Origin of the sequence: Egibacter rhizosphaerae (assembly GCF_004322855.1) — a bacterium.
Taxonomy (GTDB): Bacteria; Actinomycetota; Nitriliruptoria; order Euzebyales; family Egibacteraceae; genus Egibacter; species Egibacter rhizosphaerae.
This window is the reverse complement of sequence record NZ_CP036402.1, coordinates 4,453,140-4,474,830: the sequence shown is the minus strand read 5'-3', so window position 1 is coordinate 4,474,830 and position 21,691 is coordinate 4,453,140. Positions and strand designations below refer to the sequence as shown.

21 protein-coding genes and 1 tRNA gene are annotated in these 21,691 nt (G+C 71.5%); 20 read left to right on the top strand and 2 right to left on the bottom strand.

All coding sequences use genetic code 11. The annotated features are described in order from the left end of the window. Positions 1 to 6: 6 nt before the first annotated feature. The 14 genes from ER308_RS20525 to ER308_RS20460 all read left to right on the top strand — a co-directional run bounded on the left by ER308_RS20525 (position 7) and on the right by ER308_RS20460 (position 14,906). Positions 7 to 771 (top strand): slipin family protein, encoded by a 765-nt coding sequence (locus tag ER308_RS20525; RefSeq protein ID WP_131156709.1) that lies wholly within the window; start codon positions 7 to 9, stop codon positions 769 to 771. Positions 772 to 847: 76 nt separating this feature from the next. Continuing rightward, positions 848 to 1,129 carry a hypothetical protein gene (locus ER308_RS20520; RefSeq protein ID WP_131156708.1) on the top strand — a complete coding sequence of 94 codons (282 nt, stop codon included), beginning with the start codon at positions 848 to 850 and terminating at the stop codon, positions 1,127 to 1,129. Between the two features lie 79 nt (positions 1,130 to 1,208). Beyond that, the gene (locus ER308_RS20515) at positions 1,209 to 1,463 is read left to right on the top strand and encodes a Sec-independent protein translocase subunit TatA/TatB (protein WP_131156707.1); all 255 of its coding nucleotides are present in this window, start codon (positions 1,209 to 1,211) and stop codon (positions 1,461 to 1,463) included. Between the two features lie 18 nt (positions 1,464 to 1,481). Further along, complete coding sequence (tatC, locus tag ER308_RS20510; protein ID WP_131156706.1) at positions 1,482 to 2,303, top strand: twin-arginine translocase subunit TatC; 822 nt, start codon at positions 1,482 to 1,484, stop codon at positions 2,301 to 2,303. A gap of 169 nt (positions 2,304 to 2,472) precedes the next feature. Further along, entirely contained in the window at positions 2,473 to 4,671 is a 2,199-nt protein-coding gene (locus ER308_RS20505) for a cell wall-binding repeat-containing protein (RefSeq protein ID WP_131156705.1), read from the top strand. 176 nt (positions 4,672 to 4,847) lie between these two features. Further along, positions 4,848 to 7,580, top strand: a complete 2,733-nt coding sequence (locus ER308_RS20500) for a DEAD/DEAH box helicase (RefSeq protein WP_131156704.1) — start codon at positions 4,848 to 4,850, stop codon at positions 7,578 to 7,580. 151 nt (positions 7,581 to 7,731) lie between these two features. Continuing rightward, on the top strand, positions 7,732 to 8,652 hold the full coding sequence (locus tag ER308_RS20495; RefSeq protein ID WP_131156703.1) for a diacylglycerol/lipid kinase family protein: 921 nt from the start codon (positions 7,732 to 7,734) through the stop codon (positions 8,650 to 8,652). 94 nt (positions 8,653 to 8,746) lie between these two features. Beyond that, positions 8,747 to 9,868, top strand: coding sequence for a M24 family metallopeptidase (locus ER308_RS20490; RefSeq protein ID WP_131156702.1), 1,122 nt, complete (start codon positions 8,747 to 8,749; stop codon positions 9,866 to 9,868). A gap of 28 nt (positions 9,869 to 9,896) precedes the next feature. After that, complete coding sequence (locus tag ER308_RS20485) at positions 9,897 to 11,051, top strand: acyl-CoA dehydrogenase family protein (protein ID WP_131156701.1); 1,155 nt, start codon at positions 9,897 to 9,899, stop codon at positions 11,049 to 11,051. After that, complete coding sequence (locus ER308_RS20480; protein WP_131156700.1) at positions 11,048 to 11,434, top strand: hypothetical protein; 387 nt, start codon at positions 11,048 to 11,050, stop codon at positions 11,432 to 11,434. Before ER308_RS20485 ends, ER308_RS20480 begins: the two co-directional genes overlap by 4 nt. Positions 11,435 to 11,492: 58 nt before the next feature. After that, a complete protein-coding gene (locus ER308_RS20475) occupies positions 11,493 to 12,170 on the top strand; it encodes a ribonuclease H family protein (RefSeq protein ID WP_131156699.1) in 678 nt (225 codons plus the stop codon). A 676-nt stretch (positions 12,171 to 12,846) separates the two neighbouring features. Then, positions 12,847 to 13,257 (top strand): DUF4193 family protein, encoded by a 411-nt coding sequence (locus ER308_RS20470; RefSeq protein ID WP_131156698.1) that lies wholly within the window; start codon positions 12,847 to 12,849, stop codon positions 13,255 to 13,257. Further along, positions 13,254 to 14,798 (top strand): apolipoprotein N-acyltransferase, encoded by a 1,545-nt coding sequence (lnt, locus tag ER308_RS20465; RefSeq protein WP_131156697.1) that lies wholly within the window; start codon positions 13,254 to 13,256, stop codon positions 14,796 to 14,798. Before ER308_RS20470 ends, lnt begins: the two co-directional genes overlap by 4 nt. A 35-nt stretch (positions 14,799 to 14,833) precedes the next feature. Continuing rightward, a tRNA-Glu gene (locus ER308_RS20460) sits at positions 14,834 to 14,906 on the top strand. A gap of 3 nt (positions 14,907 to 14,909) precedes the next feature. On the opposite strand, the gene ER308_RS21895 is transcribed toward ER308_RS20460, so the two are convergent. Further along, positions 14,910 to 15,047 carry a hypothetical protein gene (locus ER308_RS21895; RefSeq protein WP_165492287.1) on the bottom strand — a complete coding sequence of 46 codons (138 nt, stop codon included), beginning with the start codon at positions 15,045 to 15,047 and terminating at the stop codon, positions 14,910 to 14,912. Positions 15,048 to 15,394: 347 nt separating this feature from the next. Here ER308_RS21895 and ER308_RS20455 point away from each other — a divergent pair, with 347 nt between their 5' ends. From ER308_RS20455 to ER308_RS20435, 5 genes are all read left to right on the top strand, one after another. After that, positions 15,395 to 15,868 (top strand): hypothetical protein, encoded by a 474-nt coding sequence (locus tag ER308_RS20455; RefSeq protein ID WP_131156696.1) that lies wholly within the window; start codon positions 15,395 to 15,397, stop codon positions 15,866 to 15,868. A gap of 3 nt (positions 15,869 to 15,871) precedes the next feature. Next, positions 15,872 to 16,657, top strand: a complete 786-nt coding sequence (locus ER308_RS20450) for an inositol monophosphatase family protein (RefSeq protein WP_131156695.1) — start codon at positions 15,872 to 15,874, stop codon at positions 16,655 to 16,657. Positions 16,658 to 16,894: 237 nt separating this feature from the next. Beyond that, positions 16,895 to 18,334: an ABC transporter substrate-binding protein gene (locus tag ER308_RS20445; RefSeq protein WP_131156694.1), complete on the top strand. Its 1,440-nt coding sequence runs from the start codon at positions 16,895 to 16,897 to the stop codon at positions 18,332 to 18,334. Continuing rightward, positions 18,291 to 19,331, top strand: coding sequence for a carbohydrate ABC transporter permease (locus tag ER308_RS20440; protein ID WP_205745773.1), 1,041 nt, complete (start codon positions 18,291 to 18,293; stop codon positions 19,329 to 19,331). Before ER308_RS20445 ends, ER308_RS20440 begins: the two co-directional genes overlap by 44 nt. Before the next feature lie 11 nt (positions 19,332 to 19,342). Continuing rightward, positions 19,343 to 20,161, top strand: a complete 819-nt coding sequence (locus ER308_RS20435; protein WP_131156693.1) for a carbohydrate ABC transporter permease — start codon at positions 19,343 to 19,345, stop codon at positions 20,159 to 20,161. A gap of 86 nt (positions 20,162 to 20,247) precedes the next feature. Here ER308_RS20435 and ER308_RS20430 read toward each other — a convergent pair whose 3' ends face one another. Further along, positions 20,248 to 21,234: a zinc-binding dehydrogenase gene (locus ER308_RS20430; protein ID WP_131156692.1), complete on the bottom strand. Its 987-nt coding sequence runs from the start codon at positions 21,232 to 21,234 to the stop codon at positions 20,248 to 20,250. A gap of 109 nt (positions 21,235 to 21,343) precedes the next feature. Here ER308_RS20430 and ER308_RS20425 point away from each other — a divergent pair, with 109 nt between their 5' ends. After that, positions 21,344 to 21,685 (top strand): DUF8011 family protein, encoded by a 342-nt coding sequence (locus ER308_RS20425; protein WP_205745772.1) that lies wholly within the window; start codon positions 21,344 to 21,346, stop codon positions 21,683 to 21,685. Positions 21,686 to 21,691 lie beyond the last annotated feature (6 nt).

The window sequence follows — 21,691 nt, the reverse complement described above, 5'->3', positions numbered from 1 at the left end:
GCCCCCATGGACCTCAACACACTCATCACCATCGCCGTGGTGGTGATCGTCGTGGCCTTCGTCCTCAGCCAGTCGATCCACATCGTCAAGGAGTACGAGCGCGGGGTGATCTTCCGCCTCGGCCGTTCGATCGGCGCGAAGGGTCCCGGGCTGTTCTTCATCATCCCGGTGATCGACAAGATCGTGAAGGTCAGCCTGCAGACGGTGACCATGGACATCCCGCCGCAGGACATCATCACCAGGGACAACGTGACGATCCGCGTCAACGCGGTCACCTACTTCCGCGTCGAGGATCCGTCGAAGGCCGTCATCGACGTCGAGAACTACGGCTACGCGACCGCTCAGGTGGCCCAGACCACGCTGCGCAGCATCATCGGGCGCACCGACCTCGACGACGTGCTGACCGAGCGGGACCAGATCAACGCCGAGCTGCAGTCGATCATCGACAGCCAGACCAACCCGTGGGGGGTCAAGGTCTCGATCGTGGAGGTCAAGGACGTCGAGCTACCCGAGAGCATGCGTCGGGCCATGGCCAGCCAGGCCGAGGCCGAGCGCGATCGCCGGGCCAAGATCATCCACGCCAAGGGCGAACAGGAGGCCGCCGAGACGCTCTCCGAGGCGGCGGCGGAGCTCGCGAAGAACCCGGGGGCGATGCAGCTGCGCCAGCTCGCCACGATGAGCGAGATCGCCTCGGAGAAGAACTCCACGTTGATCTTCCCCATGCCGATGGAGCTGCTGCGCTTCTTCGAACGGTCCGCTCGGGACGACTAGCCTGCGGCGCGGCGGGTCGGCGGCCGCGGCCCCCGACCCGCCGCAACGGAGGAGCACTCGCGTCGGAGGAGCACTCGTGTCGGTGATGGTGACGGTGTCGATCGCGATCGCGGTCGCGATCGTGGCGGTGACGGTGCTCATCGCCATCCGGCTGGGCCAGCGGGCCGTGGCCCTGCAGCGTGAGGCGACCTCGCATGCCCGCCGCTTGCAGCCGCTGCTCGAGGAACTCGGTGACGAGGCCGCCGTCACGCAGACCGAGCTCACGCATCTGCAGGACCGCCTTGCGAGGCTGCGCAGCGGGCCGGCGGCCACGACCAGCCCCGTTGACCACGGGGGCGAGCGGCCCGACGGCAACTGAGGCTTGATCGCGCGTACACTGGCGGTGATCTGATCGCGACCCGGACCGCGGGCGCCGATCGCCGGAGGAGGAGGCACCGATGCTCGCATTCACCCTTCCCCAAGGGCCCGAGCTCATCATCATCCTGGGCGTGCTCGTGCTGCTGTTCGGTGCTCGGAAGCTCCCCGAGCTCGGCGGTGCCGTGGGCCGCACCATCACCAACTTCCGCAAGGGCATGGACGAGGCCAAGGACGAACTCGACGCCGCCAAGGACGGCGGGGACGACACCGAGGCCGAGGACGTGGCAGACGGTGAGGGCGAGCGCCAGGGTGCCGAGGACCGCGACACCACCTAACGAGGGGGTCGCGGACCCATGACGGCGACCTCCCCGGGACCGGAAGCGACCGGCGACGACCAGCCGCGCGGCGGCGAGATGTCGTTGCTCGACCATCTGCGCGAGCTGCGTCAGCGCCTCGTCAAGAGCCTGGCCGCCATCGGCGTCGGCTTCGTCGTCGGGTTCGTCTTCCGCGAGTTCGTCCTCGACGTCTTGAGCCGCCCCTACTGCGATCTGCCCGACGAGGTCCGGGCAGGTCCCTCGGCCGTGGGCGACGGGGCGGAGTGCGCCCTCGTGGTACTCGCCCCGCTCGACGGACTGATGATCAGCATCAAAGCCGCCGCGATCGTCGCGGTGCTCATCGCCGCACCCGTCGTGTCGTACCAGATCTGGCGGTTCGTGATGCCGGGGCTGCGCCCGGTCGAGAAGAAGTACGCGATCCCGTTCCTGCTGGGCAGCTTCGTCCTGTTCGCGGGCGGTGCCGTGTTCGCGTACCTCGTGATCCCCCGAGGGCTGGCGCTGCTGCTCTCGTTCGCCGGTGAGGGCCTCGTTCCCCTCCTCGGCGCGCACGAGTACATCAACTTCATCCTGTTCACCGTCATCGCGTTCGGCGTGTCCTTCGAGTTCCCGCTGATCCTCCTCGCGCTCATCCTCACCGGCGCGGTCGGCAGCGCCGGCCTGAAGAAGTATCGACGGCACGCGATCTTCGGGACGTTCGTGGCCTCGGCGATCATCACTCCCACCGGGGACCCCTTCACGATGAGCGCGATGGCCGTGCCCCTGATCGCCTTCTTCGAGGGCTGCGTGCTCATCGCCAGGTTCCGCGAGCGGCGACGGGCCCGGCAGGGCCTGCCGACGTAGCCCGGGGCGCCCACCCCGAACCCGATCGACCCGTGTGACAGCGCGGGGTTCGTTCGTCACAGCCTGCAACCGGCTGCGACACTGGCTCGCGAACGGGACGGCGCGTCCGCCCCCGAGTCGTGTCGTCACCACAAACGTGAGCAACGTGAGCAACGTGAGAGGCTGATCCGTGTCAGGCCCACCGCCGCGCGCCGCGGCCCTGCTCCGTCGGCCGTGCCGCCGCGCGTGGGCGGTCGCCGTGACCGGCCTCGTCCTCGCGGGGCCGGCACTGGTCACCTCCGCACCGCTCCAGGCCGCACCCTCGGATCCCGGCACGGACGCACACGACGCGGAGGCGCAGAGCACCGGCGAGGTCCTCGTGCGCTTCGACGACGACCTCGAGGCGGCCGAGACCGACGACGTCCTGGCGGCCACAGACGCCGCGCGGGCGGTCGATCCGCGGGCAGCCGAGGTAGCCGAGATCGACGTCATCGAGCCCCGCGCGGGCGAGGTCGAGGCTTTGGCCGAACGACTCGACGATCACCCCGCGACGGAGTACGCGGAGCCGAACTGGATCGTACGCTCGCTGGACGAGCGGAATCCCAACGACCCCGCCTACCCACGCCAATGGGGCCTGGCGCGCATCGAAGCCCCCGGCGCGTGGCACGTCACGACCGGCGATCCCGACGTGACCGTCGCGATCGTGGACTCGGGGGTCGACACCGGCCACGAGGACCTCCAGGAGGCCACGGCCGAGGGACGTAACTTCATCGACGGCGACGACGACACGGAGGACGCGCACGGGCACGGCACCCTCACCGCGGGGGTTGCTGCCGCGCGAACCGACAACCTCCGTGGCATCGCGGGTGTGTGCTGGCGTTGCGAGCTGCTGCCGGTCCGTGTGCTCGACGACGACGGCGAGGGCACCGCTGCGGAGCTCGCGGCCGGCATCCGCTACAGCGCGGACGAGGGAGCCCAGGTGATCAACCTCAGCCTGGGCTCGTCGGAACGCTCGCAGACCGTCGCCCGCGCCATCGACGACGCGACCGAGGCCGGGAGCCTCGTCGTCGCCGCGGCGGGCAACGCCGGCGACACCGAGCGCATCTATCCCGCCGCGCACGAGCACACGCTGGCGGTCGCCGGATCCGACGAGGAGGACCGTCGTTACCCCTGGTCGACACACGGCGACTGGGTCGACCTCGCCGCGCCCGGCTGCAACATCTCGACGAGCATCGAGTCGAGCTCCGCGTACGCGACGTTCTGCGGCACCTCCTCGGCGAGCCCCGTGGTGGCGGGCGTTGCCGCCCTGCTGTTCAGCGACGACGCCGACGCGACCAATGACACGGTGGCCGACGGCCTCACCGAGCACGCCGCCCCCGTGGAGTACGTCCGCCACGGGCGCGTCGATGCGGATGCCGCCGTCCGGGGCCACGACAGCGACCCGGAGCCGGGCAACGGCGACGACGAGGGGGTCGCCACCACGCGCTACTCGGGCGCGAATCGCTACGAGACGGCGGCCGAGACGGCACGGGGGACGTTCCCCGACGAGGTCGAGCGCGTGTACGTGGCGACCGGCGAGCGGTTCCCCGACGCGCTCGCCGCCGGCCCCGCGAGCGCGGTGGCGGCAGGTCCCGTGCTGCTCACCCGCGGCGACACGCTGCCGGAGGCCACCGCGAGGGAACTCGAGCGGCTGCGCCCCGAAGGGGTGGTGGTGAGCGGGGGCCCGTCCGCGATCAGCGACGACGTTCTCCTCGAGATCGCCGGCGCGGCGAGCGCGAGCACCCGCCGCGTGTACGGCGCGGACCGGTACGAGACGGCCGCGGAACTCGCGGCCGACGGCTTCTCCCCCGAGGCGACCGATCGCGCCTACGTCGGCACGGGTGAGCAGTTCCCGGACGCGCTCGCCACGACGCCGCCGGCCGCCGCTGACGGCGCACCGCTCCTGCTCACCGCGGCTGATCGACTCCCGGCCGCGACCCGCGAGGCGTTGGGGACGCTCGACGTCGACGAAATCGTCGTGGTGGGGGGCCACGCCGCGGTCTCGGCATCCGTCGAGGAGACGCTCGCGGAGCTGGCCGATACGGAGCGCGTCGCGGGGAGGAACCGCTACGAGACCGCAGCCGAGCTCGCGCGTCGAGCACACCCGGCCTCCGCCGAGCGAGCCCTGTTGGCGACCGGGGGGGCGTTCGCCGACGGCCTGGCCGGGGGCCCGGCGGCGGTACGTCAGGAGGCGCCGCTCCTGCTCACGCCCGCCGACGGGCTGGCCGAGCCGACGGGGGAGGCCCTCGCGGGACTGCAGCCCGACCTCGTCGCCGCACTGGGCGGGGAGCGAGCGGTGTCCGAGCAGACCCTGGAGGAGGCCGCGCGGTCGGCATCGATGCGTCGGTAAACCCCGTCCCACCGTCGGGTGGTCAACACAGCGCAGAGCCGCGCAGGCCCGCGCACGGCCGCGCAAGCCCGCGCACGGCCACGGTCCCCCCGGCCCGCGTAGGGTGGACCCTGGACAGCACGCACAACGAGCGTGCCATCGACCCCGACCCTTGGCCCCTTCCCGAGCGAGCCCCGATGAGTGATCCCGACCGCTTCGCCGCGCGCTACGCACACCCCCTCGACGACTTCCAGGACGCCGGCATCACGGCACTGCACGAGGGTCGCAGCGTGCTGGTCGCCGCCCCCACGGGCGCCGGGAAGACGGTGGTGGGGGAGTACGGGGTGTGGCGTGCCCTCGATCGGGGCCGCCGCTGCTTCTACACGACGCCCATCAAGGCGCTGTCGAACCAGAAGTACGGCGACCTGTGCCGCGAGCACGGCGAGGGCCGAGTCGGCTTGCTGACCGGTGATCACTCGATCAACGGGGACGCGCCGGTCGTTGTGATGACCACCGAGGTGCTGCGCAACATGCTCTACGAGCGGTCGCGCGCCCTCGACGGGCTCGACACCGTGGTGCTCGACGAGGTCCACTACCTCGCCGACCGCGAGCGCGGCGCGGTCTGGGAGGAGACGATCGTCCAACTCGCCGCCGACGTGCAGCTGGCCTGCTTGTCGGCCACTGTCTCCAACGCGGAGGAGTTCGGGGCCTGGCTCGCGGCCACCCGCGACGGCTGCGACGTCGTCATCAGCGAGCGTCGCCCCGTGCCACTGGCCCACCACTACGCGGTGAACGACCGGATCGAGCCGATCTTCAAGGCCGGCAAACAGGGCGGGCAGGGACGGAAGGGCGCGAAAGCCGCTCGCGAGGCGGCCGCCGCCGAGGCACGCGGGGGCGTCCCGAACCCGGACCTCGTCATGCTGGAGCGACGCGCCCAGCAGCGCGGCCGGCGGGGCCGTGGTCCCGGCGGAGGCACGAAGCTGTTGCCGCCGCGTCGCAGCGACCTCGTCGCGTCCCTGCGCGAGCGCCGGTGGTTGCCGGCGATCGTGTTCGTGTTCAGCCGAGCGGGCTGCGACGGGGCGGTCGGCCAGTTGGTGGGCGACGGGGTGCGCCTCACCTCGAAGGAGGAGCGTGAGGAGATCCGCGCGATCGTCGACGACCGGGCCGCGGACCTCGAGCGGGCCGACCTCGACGTGCTCGACTTCGGCCCGTGGCGCGAGGCGCTCGCCCACGGCATCGCGAGCCATCACGCGGGCATGGTCCCCCTGTTCCGCGAGACCGTCGAGGAGCTGTTCGTCCGGGGACTCGTGAAGGTGTGCTTCGCGACCGAGACCCTCGCCCTGGGCATCAACATGCCCGCACGCACGGTGGTGATCGAGCGACTCGAGAAGTGGGACGGTCAGCAACACGTGCTGTTGAGCCCCGGCCAGTTCACCCAACTCACCGGGAGGGCGGGGCGGCGCGGTCTCGACGAGCGCGGGCACGCCGTCGTGCTGCACCAGCGCGACGTCGACTTCACGACCGTCGCGAGCCTCGTCGGGCGTCGCGTCGAGCCACTGATCAGCCGTTTCCAGCCGTCGTACAACATGGCGGTGAACCTGCTGCGCCGTCACGACCGCGCGGGCGCGGAGCAGCTGCTCGAGGCCTCGTTCGCGCAGTGGCAGGCGCGCAACCGGGTCGTCGACGACGAGGCACGCATCGAGCGCAACCGCGAGGCCCTGGAGGGCTACGCGGAGAACCTCGTCTCGGACTACGGGGACTTCCCCGACTACTGGGGGCTGCGCCGAGAGCTCAGCCGCCTCGAGAAGGCCGGCGCCAAGGCGCGTCGCGAGGCGCGGCAACGGGCGATCACCGAGGCGCTGGCCGACCTCGCCCCCGGGGAGGTCGTGCGACCCCCCGGTCGCAGGGACGACACGCCCGTCGCGGTGGTACGGGTGATCTGGACGAAGTCGGGCACGCCATTGGCCGAAGCGGTCACGACCGATCGCAAGCTGGTCCGCTTGGGCCCGCGGGAGCTCGACGGGCCGCCCGAGCGCGTCGGCAGGGTCCCGCTGCCACACGCCGGAGGACCCCGCCAGCCCGCCTACCGCAAACAGGTCGCGAACGCGCTCCGACAGGTGGAGACGGCGCCCCGCGTCGGGTCCCCGGGGGACGCCGGGAACGGCGACACCCTGCCCGAGACCGATGCGGAGGAGGCCGAACGGCAAGCCCGTATCGCGGAGCTCCGCGAGTCGATCGGCGAGCACCCGGTGCATCACGACCCGGCCCGATCGGAGATCGAGGTGTGGGCGCACCGCTACGACGAGCTGGAGCGGGACACGGCCAAGATCGAGCGGCGCGTCGCTCGCCACACGCACTCGCTCGTGGACACGTTCCGCCGCATCGTGGGCGTTCTCGGTGACCACGGGTACCTCGACGGCCCGCAGGAGGCTCCACGGCCGACCGACGATGGGCTGGCGCTCGCGGCCCTGCATCTCGAGGCGGACCTGCTGCTCGCGGAGTGTCTGCGTGCCGGGCTGCTCACCGACCTGGATCCGGCCGAGCTCGCCGCGGTCGCGAGCGTGTTCGTCCACGAGACCCGCATGAAGGACCCCCCGCCGGTGGCCTCGCCCACGGCACGGGTCGACGAGGTCCTCGACGCGATCGACGAGCGATGGCAGCGGCTCTCGGAACACGAGCAGGCGGCCGGGCTCCCGGTCACGCGCGAACCCGACCCCGGCTTCGTGGAGGTGGTGCACCGTTGGGCGCGCGGCGCGCACCTCGACGCGGCGCTCGACGGCAGCGAGCTCACCCCCGGGGACTTCGTCCGTGGCACGAAGCGGGTCGCCGACCTACTTCGGCAGCTACGCGACGCCGACACCGGCCTCGCCAGCCCGTCCCAAGCCGCCCATCGAGCCATCGTGCGCGGCGTCGTCGCCGCGGACCTCTAGGCTTGCCGGCGTACCCTTCGGGCCGGCACGCCGCCGGCCCGCCGAGCTGACGACTGCGAGCCGCCACCGTGGACGACACCACCAGCCCGGTCTGCCGTTCCCGCAGGACCCGCCCCACCACACGGTCCTGCTGCGCTGTCGGAGAACCCGGATGAGCCGGCCGGGCCCGTTCCGCCTGCTCGTCAACCCCACTGCGGGGGCCGGGCGCGCGCGGGCGGTCGCCTCGGCGCTGCGCGACGAACTCGGCGCCCGCGGGGCCGACGCGGACATCATCGAGGAGGCCGATCGGGCGGGCACCGAGCGAGCCGCCCGCAAGAGCCTCGACGAGGGCTGGCGGCACCTGGTCGCCGTCGGGGGCGACGGCACCGTCCAAGCGGTCGTGAACGGCATGGTGGCCGACGACCAGCCCGTCGCCGAGGACGCGGTGCTCGGCATCGTGCCCGCCGGGCACGGGGGGGACTACGCCCGAACGTTCGGGCTGAGCCTCCCCCCGAAGCAGGCGGTCGGGCGGCTCCTGGACCCGACGACCATGAGCGCCGACCTCGGCGTCGCCGAGACCACGAACGAGGACGGCGGTACGGCGCGGCGGTACTTCGTGAACCTCGCCGAGGTCGGGTACGGCGCGGAGGTCGCCCACCTCGCGAGCCGTCTGCCGCGCCGCCTCGGCCGCGTGCGCTACCTGCTCGCCGCGTGGGGCGCGATCAGGGGGGTCGACCGGCAACCCACCGTCGTGGAGATCCGCCACGGCCAGCAGACCGTCGACCTGGTCGACCTCGTCATCGCGAAGGGCCAGTTCTTCGGGGGCGGGATGCGCGTGGCCCCGCGCGCGCTGCCCGACAGCGGTCGGTTCAACGTCCTCGCCTTCACGGGTCAGCGGAGCCAGGTCTTCACGCTGACCCCCCAGCTGTATCGGGGCGGCCACCTGCCCCACCCCGAGATCCGTGAATGGCAGTCCCCGTTCGTGGCGGTGCCGGAGCCGGCCGGACGGCGGGTGGAGGCCGACGGCGAGCTCCTGGGCAGGACGCCCGCCCGCTTCTCGTTGCTCCCCGGGATCCTGCGCATCTCGGTGTAGGGCGCCCGCCCGCTGTGGGGGCACCCGGGCCCGGGCCTCGGCCTGCCCTCGATACGATGGCGCCGCACCGGTCGCGACCCCAAGGAGTCCTCCCGTGGCCCACGTCCCGCTCGACCGCACCGCGGCCGCGATGGAACGGGCGGGCATCGACGCCCTCCTCGTGGGGCCCGGTGCCGACCTGCAGTACCTCACCGGGTACCACGCGCTGCCGCTCGAACGCCTCACGCTGCTCGTCGCCCGCGCCGACGGCGCACACCATCTCGTGGTGCCGCGATTGGAGGTCGCTCGCGCCGAGGATGCCGGGCTCCCGGACAACCTGCGACTCGCCGTCCACGACGAGACCGACGACCCGTACGCGCTCGTCGCCGGGTTGCTCGACGGCGCGGGCGACCGCCTCGCCATCGGCGACCGCCTCTGGGGCATGTTCGTGCTCGGCCTGCAGCAGGCGTTGCCCGGTGCCTCCTGGCGCCTGGCTTCGGAGGTCACCGCGCAGCTGCGGATGCGCAAGACGGCCGCGGAGGTCGACGCTCTCCGCCGAGCGGGTCGCGCGATCGACCGGGTTCACGAGGCGTGTCCCGAGATCCTGCGCCCGGGACGCAGCGAGGCCGAGTGCGCCCGCGAGATCGCGGACCGCATCGTCGCGGAGGGTCACGACGACGTGCGGTTCGTCATCGTGGCGAGCGGCCCAAACGGCGCCAGCCCGCACCACGAGAGCGGCGATCGGATCCTCGCCGAAGGGGATCCGGTGGTCGTCGACATCGGGGGCTCGGTCGACGGCTACTGCTCGGACTGCACGCGCAACTACCTCGTGGGCGAGACCGGGGAGCCGGAGGGCTACCGCGAGGCCCACCGGGTGCTCGAGGATGCCCAGCGTGTCGCCACCGAGGCCGTGCGCCCCGGCGTCGCGGTGGGCGAGATCGACCGCGTCGCCCGCGCCCACCTCGCGGACGCGGGCTACGGCGACTACTTCATCCACCGCACCGGCCACGGGATCGGCCTGGAGGAGCACGAGGAGCCCTACCTGGTCGAGGGCCGGGAGTCAGCGCTCGAACCGGGGATGGCCTTCAGCATCGAGCCGGGCATCTACATCCCGGACCGCTTCGGGATGCGCATCGAGGACATCGTCGTCGTGACCGACGACGGCGCCGAAGTGCTCAACCGCCTGGACCGCGCACCCCGCCGCACGCAGCCGGCGGTAGCCGCGCGAGCCCACTGACGCGAGCGACACAGGCGAGGAGGCGACGGTGGTGACCGGTACCCGGCCAGGCGCCGACACCGACCGACACACCGCCCTGCTCGCGCGCGTGCACGAGTTCGTGCGCGAGCGGGTCGCGCCGCGCGCCGAGGCTGACGAGGCGCGCGGGCGGTTCCCCCGTGACCTCTTCGACGAGGCCGCGACCCTCGGCCTCGCGGGGTTCCCGTTCGATCGTGGCGAGGGGGGAGGAGGCGCGCCGACCCCGGTGACGCTCGGCGCGATCGAGGCCCTCGCGAGCGGCGCCCTCGCGCTCGGGATGGGACTGTCGGTCCACCACCTCGCCACGGGCGTGGTGCTCCGCCACGCCCACCCTGGCCCGCGCGAGATGATCCTGCCCGACCTGCTCACCGGTCGCCGTCTCGCCGCGTACTCCCTCTCGGAGCCCCAATCGGGCTCGGACGCGGCCGCGCTCGACACGCGCGCGGAGCGGGACGGTGATGCGTACGTGCTCACCGGCACGAAGGCGTGGGTCACCCATGCCGGGGCGGCCGACGTCTACGTCGTGCTGTGCCGGACGAGCAACGATCGGACGCGCGGCATCAGCGCGTTCCTCGTCACCGCCGACACGCCGGGCCTCCACTTCCCACCGCCGGAACGCAAGATGGGACTCGCGGCCTCGCCCACCGGCCAGCTCGTGCTCGACGGCGCGCGGGTCCCCGCCGATCACCTCCTCGGCGAGGAGGGCGAGGGCTTCCCGATCGCCCTTCGGGCCCTCGACGGGGGGCGGCTGGGGATCGCGGCGTGCGCGGTCGGGGTCGCTCAGGCCGCGCTCGACCGTGCCGTCGACCATGCACGGGAACGCGAGCAGTTCGGCCAGTCGATCAGCGACTTCCAAGGGGTCCAGTTCATGCTCGCGGACATGGCCGCCGCAGTGGCCGCCGCGCGCGCCCTCTTCCACGACGCCGCGACCCGCCGCGACAGGGGGGAGTCCTACGGCCAGCTCGCCGCGATGGCCAAGCTCACCGCGACCGACGGGGCGATGCGCGTCACCACCGACGCGGTCCAGCTGTTGGGGGGAGCCGGCTGCCGCGCGGACGAGCCCGTCCAACGATGGTTCCGCGAGACCAAGGTGCTGCAGATCCTGGAGGGCACCAACCAGATCCAGCGGCTCGTGATCGCCCGCGGCCTGCTCGATCCACGATGACCCGGAACCCTGTGGACCCTCCCGACGGCGTCCCGGCGCACCCGTCGAACGATGGTGACGTCCCGCAGGGTCCCTCACGGGACACGGAGGTGATTCGGCGCGCGCGGCGAGCCGGCGGACTCGTGGCCCTGACCGTCGGTGGCCTGCTCGTCACCGGCGTCGTGGGGCTCGGGGGCAGCGGCCGCGCCGGCGGCCTTGCCGCCTTGGTGGGGCTGCTGTTCGGCGTGATGGTCACGGCCGGGTGGCTCGTGCTCGCCGGCCTGCTGGACCTCGCCGCCGACGAGCTGCCGTCGCGACGACGAGTCGTCTGGACGATCGCCAGTGCCGCCATGGCCGGGAGCCTGCCGCCGCTGCTCGTCGGCGTCGCGCACGGCATCGTGTAGCCGCCTCGACAACGTCGCCTGCCTGAGAGACCAGGAGCACAGCCGTGGGAACGCCGACATGACCGAACCGCTCGTCTGCACCGACTGCGGGGCCTCGTTCACCCTGCCGGACCGGGTGGTCGCGCAGTACCCGAACTGGCGCCCCGCGCGCTGTCGGCGGTGCCACGGTCGACGCGCCGGCGGCTCCGGCGGCGCGGATCCCAAGGGGGCCCCCAGCAAGCAGGGTGGCGCGCGTCGGCGCGGTGGCAGCCGGGAAGCCGACCGCACGACCGCGGAGGTCCTCGAGCACTTCGACGAGGGGCCCGACACCGGTGTCTTCACCGACGGGGCGGCGGACCCGAACCCCGGGCCCGGGGGTTGGGGGGCCGTCTACGTCCTCGAGGGCGAGATCGTCGACGAGGCCTGCGGGTCGGAGGCGCACACCACGAACAACCGAATGGAGCTCACGGCGCTCATCGCCGGCTACGACCTCGTGCCCCCGGGCGAGGCCGTGACCGTGTTCACCGACAGCCGCCTGGCGGTCGACACCATCACGAAGTGGGCGCCGGGTTGGAAGGCGCGGGGGTGGCGCCGCAAGAACGGCGAGGTCGAGAATCTCGACCTCGTGAAGGCCCTGTACGAGCGCGCGACGGCCCGCCCCGAGATCGAGCTGCGATGGATCCGTGGCCACGCCGGCTCGCGCTGGAACGAGTACGCGGACGCCCTCGCGACGGCCTACCGCCGAAGCGAACGTTAGCCCTGACCCACCGGGCCACAGAGCGGACGCGAAACGGGTTCGATCGGTCGGCCGGTGACCTCGATGTTCACCCCTTCCTCGCAGGTCACAGGCGCCAGCGAGTAGGTTGACGGCGCCTCGTCCGAGGCCTACGGTCCCGCCTCGTGGCGTACGGGTTCGCCCGTATTGGGGCCACGCACCACGCCGACGGGTTCGTCTCGCCACCCGCCACCCACGGGGGCATCCGAGGGTGGCCGAGGCGGCGGCGTGCAACGGAGCTTGAAGGCATCATGAGTGCCGAGTACCCGGTGCGACCGGGACGGGCAACGGACGGCTCAGTAGAGAACGCGTGGGAGTGCCCGTTTCCCGCGACGGTGCCAACGGTCGTCCATGCTCGCGCCGACGGGCCCCGGGCCATCCCGGGGCCCGTCGACCTCTGCCCATCTCCCCTCCACCCCCACGGGAAGCCGGGAGCGTGGACGACGGGCACACGGCGAGCGCGCCGAAGGACCACACGCGACACGGTCGGGAACACGCGGGCACACTGATGCGTTTGCCCACCCCCATCGCCGGGGCAACCCCGGTGAGGGTTGTGGCCGACGGGTTTCGGCCGACCCTGACACGACCAGCATGGACGAACCGGCGGAGCCCGAAGGGCTCGGGAAGCCGCACCTACTGAGAGGCGAGCGGAGCGGGCATGTCGACACCCGACGACATCGGCGACGAAGAGTTCACTGACCTCGACCAGGAGGATGAACTCAGCGGTCTGGAGCAGATCGACAAGATCGACGAGCTCCCCGACAGCGAGGACACGGACACGACCACCGAGGACGAGGAGTCCGACGAAGGATCCACGAGCACCGCCGACGACAGCGACGATCTCGATGACGACGACGCCCCCGAGGAGGAGGAGGAGTCGCTCGACGTCATCCTTGCGCGGGAGCAGGACCTCGAGGAGGAGTTCGCGACGGTCGGGGAGGCACCCCGCTCCTCACCGACGAACATCCCGGCCGGCGAGGACGAGTTCACGTGTCTGTCCTGCTTCCTCGTGAAGCGTCAGGCGCAGCTCGCCGATCCCGAGGAGCAGATCTGCTTTGACTGCGTATGACCGCTGAGTCGCTCTCGGCGGCGCGTCCGGCAGGCATGGGCGCCGGGCCCGGTCGCCCCGCCCGCTCCCTGTGGGTCCTCGTACCGCTGTCGGCGTTCGGAGGGGTCCTCACGAGCACCGGGTTCCCGGCGAGCGACCTCGCGCCGCTCGCCCTCCTCGGCGTCGCGGTGGGGCTCGGGGCGTGCGCTGCGTCCGGCACGGCCGGCCGCGGCGCGATCACGGGACTCGCCTACGGGGTCGCCTTCGCGGGCGTGGTGTTCGCGTGGGCGCTGCAGCTGGAGGTTCTGGCCTATCTCGCGCTCGCACCGATCCAGGGGGCCTTCTGGGTCCTGACGGGCGCTGCGGCCACCGTGGCCGCCCGTCGGCTCGGCCCACTGGGCTGGACGGTCGCCGTGGCGGCGACGTGGACGCTCGTCGAGGCCCTGCGGGCGCGCGCACCGATGGGCGGGTTCGAATGGGGTCAGCTGGGGTTGTCGAGCGCCGAGTTCCCGGTGCGCGAGGGAGCCGCGATCGTCGGCACGCTCGGGCTGACCGGGTTGTTGGTCGCAGTGGCGGCCGCCCTCGCCGCGACCCTGCAATGGTGGGGCGAGGGTCCGCTGCGCGCGCTCGTCCCGCTGATCCTGGCCCTGGCCGCCACCGGCTCGGTCGCCGCGATCGGAGCGGCGGACTGGACCGAGGACGTCGGCAGCCTCGAGGTCGCGATCATCCAGGTCGACGATCCCTGTCCCGGCGAGTACGCCGCCGAGTGCCCCGGCATGCGGCAGGAACTGCTCGCCGACCACATCGCGGCCGTCGGGCGCCTCGACGAGGACGTCGACCTCCTGCTGTGGGGGGAGGGCGTGCTGCGCGGGGCCACGCCGGAACAAGCGGGCGCCGCGTTGCACGAGGCCGCCGGGGACCTGCCCGCTCCGCTGCTCGCGGGCACGAGCTCGCCCGAGGAACCCGACCGCTTCTACAACCGCAACGTGCTCTACGAGCCCGACGGCACCGTGGTCGATGCGTACGCCAAGCGTCACGCCGTGCCGTTCGGCGAGTACGTCCCGTTCCGGAACGCGCTCGGGTGGATCGCGAACGTCGGCGACCTCGTGCCCACCGACATGGTCTCCGGGGGCCTGCCGGGCGAGCTCGCGGTGCCGGACCATGCCGTGAGCCTCGGGACCGTCGTCTCGTGGGAGGTGACCTTCGCGCGGCTCGTGCGCGACAGCGCCGCGGACACGCAGGCGCTCACGGCGCTCACCACCCAGGCGAGCTACGAGGAGGCGCCGGTCAGCGATCAGCTCCTGCAGGCCGCGAGGTTGCGCGCCGCCGAGACCGGTCGTGGAGCCGCGATCGCCGCGACGACCGGCCGCTCGACGATCATCGAACCGGGGGGCGCGCAACCGGCACAGACGGAGTTGTACGCCGCGGACGAGCTGGTCGGCACGCTCGAGCTGCGCGACGGCGCGACGCCCTTCGTCCGCTTCGGGGAGTGGCCCGTGATCGCGCTCGCGCTCGCGCTGGGTCTGCTCCAGGTGCTCGCGTCGCGGCGCCGCAGAAGCTGACGACGGCACGGGTGGGCAGGTACGCTGCCCTCTGCGCTCCCGTCATCTAGCGGTCCAGGATACCGGCCTTTCAAGCCGGCGGCGCGGGTTCGAATCCCGTCGGGAGCACACTCAACGGAAGAGTTTGCCAAGGCCCTTTCCGGTGGCCCGGCCCGCGACACGGCGACCGACACGCCGGCCCACCCGGCCCTTCTTGACGGCCTGGTAGTCGCCCATGAGCCGCGCGATCTTGTAGAGCAGACTCCGCATCCGGGCCCTCCTTGCCGCTCGCGCGCGCGAGCGCGTCAGCACACCGTCAGTGTGCACACTCGTTGTGATGTGCCACATCGCCGCGGGCGCGGCCCTGGAGCGTGAAAGTGGCGCGGCGACCGCGGGTCCCCCACGAATCCGACGGTCGCCGCGCCTGGGCCGGCCAGAGACGGGCGGGATCGTCGCTGGCGGCTCCCCGGAGCGTCACCATGCACTTGCTCACCGTAGTCGTCAAGGGATCCGAACAGAAAGCGGGCAACGGCGCCTGTTGACACCGGTGCCCGGCCCGATCGGCCGTCTCGCTAGACTACGGGGGCACGGAGCGACCGACTGAAGGGTGCGACGGCGTGGCGACGAAGAACGACCAGGTCTACCGCGTGGCCGTGGACCGCCAGAAGGCCGCTCAGGCCGCCGGCAACTACGAGCTCGCCGATCTGCCCGGCGCGCTGAGCGAACCCGCTGCCGCCGTCAGGGTCGGCAAGGCCGCGAGCCAGGACAAAGTGCTGGCCGGCGCGGAGCGGCTGGACGACGTGGCCGAGTTGAAGCGCGGCACCGCGCTGGCGGTTTACGGCCGACCGGAGTCGCGATGGGCGAACGCGTACTACCGCCGCACCGGTGGAACCTCGTCCATGACCGAGTTGCTGTCGTACGCGCGACAGCTCATCGGCATGAACCCCTCGGGGACCTTGGTCGTCTGCCTCTGCGGGCACGCGGGGCAGGGCCCGTGCATCCCCCTCTGGGCCCCTCGCGACGATCTCAGTCTCACGGTGCAACCGAACGACCTCGTGCTGCGGTTCGAGGACGTCGTCGAGGACCAGTAGTCCGTGGACATCGCGGGGCTGCGCGGCGAGGCGCTCGCGATGGCCGATGCCGCCGACGAGATCGCCCGCCGGTACTTCGGCGGCCCGGTGGCGGCGTCCGCCAAGCCCGACGGCTCTCCCGTGACCGCGGCCGACCATGAGATCGAGACGGCGCTGCGCGAGTGGATCGCGAGGAGCCTGCCCGGCCACGCGATCCTCGGGGAGGAGGAGGGCGGCGCCCTGGAGGCCGGGAGGCCGACATGGGTGATCGACCCCATCGACGGCACCAAGAACTTCCTACGCGGCGTTCCGGTCTTCGGCACCCTCATCGCTCTGGTCGTCCACGATGAGGTCGTTGTCGCCGTCGCGAGCGCGCCGGCACTCGACGAACGGTGGGACGCCGGAACCGGTCTCGGCACACGCCGCAACGGCCGACCCGTGCGGGTCAGCGCGATCGAGCGCCTCGAGGACGCCCACCTCCAACACGGGGGCCTCGAGTTCCTCCGGGACGATCCCGTGCTGTGGGAACGCCTCGGCGAGCTGGCCACGGACTCGTGGAAGACCGGCGGGATGGGCGACTTCTGGATGCACATGCTGGTCGCAGGGGGGATGGCTGAGGCAGCGTTCGAAGCCGATCTCGCCATCTGGGACCGCGCCGCGCTGGTGTGTCTCATCGAGGAGGCCGGGGGTCGGGCAACCACGTGGAGCGGTGAGGGAGTCCTTCACGGCGACGGGACGATCCTCTCCTCCAACGGGCTGATCCACGACGCCGTGCGCACCCGGCTCACCACCTCGACCCGGTCCCGATAGCGGGGCAGGACCCACCCGGCAGGTCGAGCGCCTTTCGTCTGGCGAGGGCCCCCGCGCGCGACGTCGGACGGGCCTCACCGGCCATACGTTAATTCTCAGTTAACCTGCCGGACACTTCCCATTTGCCTTGCGGCTCTGGGACTGTTACGACGGGCTCCTACCGTCCTCGGACGGGGACCCCAGGCAACCGCGCCGACCGGCACAGGTCGACGCCCCGGAAAAGATTGGATCTCGCCGATGAAGCGTGTGCTGTGGCTCACACTGGCTCTCGCCTTGTTCCTGGCCGCCTGCGGTGAAGGCGCCGACGAGGAACCTGCAGACGTGATGGACGATGAGGAGGACGAGGAGGAGGCCGTCGCCGACGAAGACGAGGACGACGACCCCGACGAGGACGTGGAGCCCGAGGACCTCGGCGGCGAGGAGGGCGACATCGTCATCGACTTCTGGCACGGCCTCGGTGGCGACGACGAGATCTTCATCGAAGAAGAACTCGCCCAGGCCTACAGCGAAGAGACCGACGGCGTGGTGGTGAACGCCCAGAACCGCGGGACCTACGAGGAGGTCCTGGACCAGTCGGTGAGCGCAGCCGGCACCGACCAGGCACCCCACATCGCGCAGCTCTACGAGATCGGGACCCAGATCGCTCGCGACTCGGGGATCTTCGCGCCGATCCACGAGCTCGACCAGGAGGGTGCGATCGACCCGGACGACTACATCCCGGCCGTCTCGAGCTACTACACGGACGAGACCGGCGGGCTCTACAGCGCACCGTGGAACTCCTCGAACCCGATCATGATGGTCAACCGGGACATCTTCGAGGAGGCCGGCCTCGACCCTGACGATCCGCCCCAGCGGTTCGGCGAGATCATGGACGCGTGCGACGACATCATCGCGGAGACCGACCTCGACGGCTGCTTCGGCATGCCGATCCACGCCTGGTTCTTCGAGCAGATGGTCGCGAACCAGGGCGGGCTCCTCGCGAACAACGAGAACGGTCGTGACGGCCGCGCCGACGAGGTGCTCCTCGACAGCCCCGAGGGCGTCGCGGTCATGGAGTGGTGGCAGGAGATGGACGAGGAGGGCTACTGGATCAACTCCGGTGCCCGCGAGGACTGGGACGACCCGCGCACCCTGATGGCCGACGGGCAGATCGCCATGTCGGTGGACTCCACCGCGTCGACCCGCGCCTACCAGGACTCGCTCGAGGAGCTCGACAACGAACTCGGCACCGCCTTCCTGCCGATTCCCGACGACGCCGAGCGTCACGGCACCGTGATCGGCGGCGCCAGCCTTTACGTGCTGGAGGACCAGCCCGAGGAGGAGATCGCCGCGGCGATGGAGTTCATCAACTGGCTCTCCGAGCCCGAGCAGGACAAGGCCTGGCACCAGGCCACGGGGTACTTCCCGGTCCGCACGGAGTCCCGTGAGGAGCTCGAAGGGGAGGGTTGGTTCGACGAGAACCCGAACTTCGGGACCGCTCTCGACCAGCTCGAGGAGACCGAGGTGAGCCCGGCGACGCAGGGCGCGGTCATGGGGCAGTTCCCGCAGATCCGGTCGATCGTGCTGGACGCGGCCGAGGCCGCGATGTTCGAGGGCCTCGACCCGGCGGAGGCGCTGGAGGCGTCGAAGCAGGATGCCGACAGCGTCCTGCAGGAATACAACGCCGACGTCGAGTAGCCCACATGGCGCAACTCACCGAGCGGGGGAGGCGGCCGACCGGCCGTCTCCCCCCGAGGGTTCCGGACGGAGGAAGCGGCGGGACTCGGGGGACGACGCCGCCAGCGCGTTCGCCATCACGCACGCGGCGACGTTCCCGCGTCGCCGCGCCGCGCTGTGGTTCCTGCTGCCGTCGATCATCATCCTCGCGCTGTTCATCTACTACCCGATGCTGCGGACGTTCTGGCTGTCGCTCTTCAACGTCCGCTTCTACGGTCAGCAGCAGAACTTCGTGGGCATCGACAACTTCGTGCGGCTCTTCACGGACCCGTCGAGCTACGACTCGGTGGTCCGTACCGCGGTGATCTCGACGATCGTGATCGTGTCGACGATCGCGATCTCGCTCCTCCTGGCGTCCCTGCTCAACCAGAACATCCGCGGAGCCCGGGTCTACCGGCTGCTCTTGATCTGGCCGCTCGCCCTGTCGACGGCCATCAGCGGCATCGTGTTCCTGGCGCTGTTCAACCCGAACTTCGGGATGGTCAACGCGGTGCTCGAGCCGTTCGGCATCCAGCCGGAATGGTTCCGCGACCGCACGCTGGCGCAGGTCGTGCTCATCGTCACCCTCATCTGGAACCGGGTGGGCTTCAACCTCGTCTTCTACACGGCGGCCTACCAGAGCCTGCCGAGCGAGACGCTCGAGGCAGCCCTCGTGGACGGGGCGAACCCGTGGCAGCGCTTCCGGCACGTGACCTTCCCGCTCCTGACACCGATGACGCTGTTCCTGCTCGTGACCAGCACGGTGTTCGCGTTCTTCGACGCCTACGCGGTCGCTGACGTCTTCGGCGGCGGGCCACTGGGCGCCACGAGCATCCTCATCTACGAAGTGACCGAGAACGCCTTCCGCGACGACCGCATCGGCCTCGCGGCCGCACAGTCGTTGTTGCTCTTCGCCGCCGTGGCGTTCATCACCGTCGTCCAGCTGCGGCAGGGCCGCAAGCGGGTCACCTACCAGTAGGGGGCAAGCTGATGCGACCCAAGCGCAGTGCGGTGATCGCGACGCACCTCGTGCTCGGGGTGACGACGTTCCTGTTCGTCTTCCCCATCATCTGGGCGCTCGCGAAGTCCACCCAGGACCTGGGCACCTCGGTGTCGACGAGCCTCGCGCTCGGCGACCAGTTCGTGACGAACGCGTGGGCCGCGCTCGACCGCTTCGGTCTCGGTCAGATGATGGGCAACACCATCTTCGTCACCGCGGCGGTGACCCTCGGAAAGACGGTGCTGTCGCTGCTGGCCGCGACCGCGTTCGTCTACTTCCGGTTCCCCTTCCAGGGCCTCGCGTTCGCCCTGGTGCTGTTCACCTTGATGATGCCGACCGAGGCGCTCATCCGGGCGCTGTTCGACCTGGTCGGGGACCTCGGCATGCTGAACAGCTACGAGGGGTTGATCCTGCCCTTCATGGCGTCCGCGACGGGAACGTTCCTGTTCCGCCAGCACTTCCTGCGCATCCCCCGCGATCTCGTGGAGGCCGCGCAGGTGGACGGGGTCGGACCGTTCCGGTTCCTGCGATCGTTCCTCGTCCCGTTGTCCTGGAACATCATCGGCGCGTCCGCCGTGATCGACGTCGTCTACATGTGGAACATGTACCTGTGGCCGCGCTGGGCCGCGACCGACCCCGAGGTGATGATGGTTCAGGTCGGCCTCGTTCGGCTGCTCAGCGAACAGCAGGTCAACCACTGGGGGATCATCATGGCGGGGGCGATCATCACGATGATCCCGCCGTTGATCATCTTCATGTTGTTGCAGGAGCGGTTCACGCGGGGATTCGCCCTGAGCGGCGACAAGTAGTCCACACACCAGGCGAGGGGGCCGGCTCGTCCCGGGCCGACCGCCTCGCCTGACGACGGCGCCAGCGAACCCGCCTGACGACCGTGCTAGGGGAGCAGAACGGCCTTGCCGAAGAGATCCCCGTCCACCATGCGCCGATACGCGGTCGTGGCGTCCTCCAGGCCGTAGGTCGCATCGATCACCGGTCGAGCCCCCGACGCCGCGAGGAGGCCGATGAGCGCCTCGAACTCGTCGCGCGTGCCCATCGTCGAACCGAGGACGCGCAACTGTTTCGCGAACACGCGATGCAGCGCGGCCGGGGGATTGGGTCCGGTCGTGGCACCGGCCACGACGACCGCGCCACCGGCGGCCAGCGCCTTGAGGGAGTGGTCGAACGTCGCCTCGCCGACGGTCTCGATCACGACATCGACCCGTTCGGTCAGCCGTCCACCCGGCTCCACGGCGTTCACGGCACCGAGTTCGAGGGCTCGGGCGCGCTTGTCCTCGTGGCGGCTCGCGACGTGGACCCGGAGGCCCGCCGCGTGCCCCAGGACGATCGCGGCGGTGGCGACGCCGCCCCCGGCGCCCTGGACCAGCACCGACTGCCCCGGTCGGGCTCCGCCCTTGACGAACAGCATGCGGTAGGCGGTCAGCCACGCGGTCGGCAGGCAGGCGGCCTGCGCGAACGACAGCTCGGGCGGCTTGGCGAGCAGGTTGCCGTGCGGCACGGCGACGCGCTCGGCGTGGGTGCCGTCGAAGATCTCCGACAGCAGACAGAAGCGGCCGAACACATCGGTCTCGTCGTGGGGGCCGCTGCCGGGCACGTCCGTGCCCGGCTTGGGGGCCACGGCGTGACAGACGACCTCGCGCCCGTCCTCGGTCACCCCTGCCGCATCGGTGCCCAGGACGATGGGGAGGTTGTCCGGTGACGTCGCGATGCCGCGCAGCGTCGCGACGTCGTGGTGGTTCAGGCTCGCGGCGCGAACGTGCACGACCTCCCAGCCATCCGGAGGGTCCGGTTCGGGATGGTCGCGCACCTCGAGGGCCCCGAGCGGGTCGTCATGGGATCCGTGGGTGGCGATCGCAGCACGCATGTGCGGGACCCTACCCCGCGACCGGGCGCGATGTGCCCCCACGGCGGTCGGTAGCCTTCGTCCCGAGAGATCCCACGGTCCGCTCGCCGGATCCACGACGGAGGACCCGATGATGGCGGAGGAGCACTCGGGGGAGCGGTCGGCTCGGCTGCAGGACCGGGCACCGACGTCCCCCGGCCTGAAGGAGCAGCTGCTGGGCCCGGGCCGGCCCCGCAAACCCTGGACCCACTTGTTCGTGATGGCCATGGGGCTGCTGGTCGTCGCCAGCCTCGCCGTCCCCGCGCTCATGGGGGACGAACGCGTCGACGTCGCGTTCACCCTCACGCTGCTCGGGTTGCTCGGCGCCGGGACGGGCGAGTTGCTCCCTCCCACGCGACGGGCGCTCACCGTCGCGCTGCGACTCGGCGGCGTGGCCCTCGCCCTGCTGGGGATCGGCCTGCGGCTGCTCTGACGCGCG

Coding starts and splice junctions, on each gene's coding strand:
- ER308_RS20525 (WP_131156709.1), top strand. CDS start 7: ATGGACCTCAACACACTCATCACCATCGCCGTGGTGGTGATCGTCGTG.
- ER308_RS20515 (WP_131156707.1), top strand. CDS start 1,209: ATGCTCGCATTCACCCTTCCCCAAGGGCCCGAGCTCATCATCATCCTG.
- tatC (WP_131156706.1), top strand. CDS start 1,482: ATGACGGCGACCTCCCCGGGACCGGAAGCGACCGGCGACGACCAGCCG.
- ER308_RS20500 (WP_131156704.1), top strand. CDS start 4,848: ATGAGTGATCCCGACCGCTTCGCCGCGCGCTACGCACACCCCCTCGAC.
- ER308_RS20495 (WP_131156703.1), top strand. CDS start 7,732: ATGAGCCGGCCGGGCCCGTTCCGCCTGCTCGTCAACCCCACTGCGGGG.
- ER308_RS20480 (WP_131156700.1), top strand. CDS start 11,048: ATGACCCGGAACCCTGTGGACCCTCCCGACGGCGTCCCGGCGCACCCG.
- ER308_RS20475 (WP_131156699.1), top strand. CDS start 11,493: ATGACCGAACCGCTCGTCTGCACCGACTGCGGGGCCTCGTTCACCCTG.
- ER308_RS20470 (WP_131156698.1), top strand. CDS start 12,847: ATGTCGACACCCGACGACATCGGCGACGAAGAGTTCACTGACCTCGAC.
- lnt (WP_131156697.1), top strand. CDS start 13,254: ATGACCGCTGAGTCGCTCTCGGCGGCGCGTCCGGCAGGCATGGGCGCC.
- ER308_RS21895 (WP_165492287.1), bottom strand. CDS start 15,047: ATGCGGAGTCTGCTCTACAAGATCGCGCGGCTCATGGGCGACTACCAG.
- ER308_RS20445 (WP_131156694.1), top strand. CDS start 16,895: ATGAAGCGTGTGCTGTGGCTCACACTGGCTCTCGCCTTGTTCCTGGCC.
- ER308_RS20440 (WP_205745773.1), top strand. CDS start 18,291: ATGCCGACAGCGTCCTGCAGGAATACAACGCCGACGTCGAGTAGCCCA.
- ER308_RS20435 (WP_131156693.1), top strand. CDS start 19,343: ATGCGACCCAAGCGCAGTGCGGTGATCGCGACGCACCTCGTGCTCGGG.
- ER308_RS20430 (WP_131156692.1), bottom strand. CDS start 21,234: ATGCGTGCTGCGATCGCCACCCACGGATCCCATGACGACCCGCTCGGG.
- ER308_RS20425 (WP_205745772.1), top strand. CDS start 21,344: ATGATGGCGGAGGAGCACTCGGGGGAGCGGTCGGCTCGGCTGCAGGAC.